Source organism: Microbacterium umsixpiens (genome assembly GCF_053543675.1).
Genome location: NZ_JBLVOH010000089.1, coordinates 7,743 through 8,376, shown reverse-complemented (window position 1 = coordinate 8,376; position 634 = coordinate 7,743). Strand labels below are relative to the sequence as shown.

Genomic DNA, 634 nt, shown 5'->3' with positions numbered 1-634 from the left:
GGTCGCGGACGGCGGTGAACTCGCCGAACGACTTCGTGACGCCGCTCAGGGTCACCGTCCCGTCGGGACGGGCGGCCTCTGCGGCTGCGGGTGCTGCGGGTGCCGTGGCGATCATCTCGCGCTCCTCGGTCATCGTCGAACTCGGAAGATTCCCCAAAACATATAAACCCAGAGGTAATATGTCAACAGCGAGTTTCTTGGGTATGGTGAGCGCGGAAGGGAGAATCGCAGAATGGCATCGAGCTCGACGACGCATCCGACGCACGCCCCTGCCGACCCCTCCCCCGACGCGGAGCACGAACAGCCGCACCGCCTTCAGGGCGCACTGTTCCAGCCCATCGGCGACGAGGGCAGGGCGGAGCTCGTCGAGCGCCGCCTGGTCGACGCGATCACCCGCGGGCACCTCCGCGCCGGCGAGCGTCTCCCCTCCGAAGCCGACCTCAGCAAGAGCCTCGGCGTCGCTCCGGTGACCGTGCGCGAAGCGCTGCTCGCGCTGCGGGGGCGCGGCCTCGTCGTGACCCGACGCGGACGGAACGGCGGCAGCTTCGTCGCCGCACACGCCGATCCCCTGACGTTCGCGCGGGAAGCGGTGCGGCGCACCTCGCGCCTCGCCCTGCGCGACCTCGGCGCGCAC

The 634-nt window shown here is 70.3% G+C and carries 1 protein-coding gene; it reads left to right on the top strand.

What is annotated here, in order from left to right:
- Positions 1-232 precede the first annotated feature (232 nt).
- Positions 233-634: winged helix-turn-helix domain-containing protein (locus ACNPM4_RS09090; protein WP_448985457.1), on the top strand; the 402-nt coding region annotated here is incomplete at its 3' end.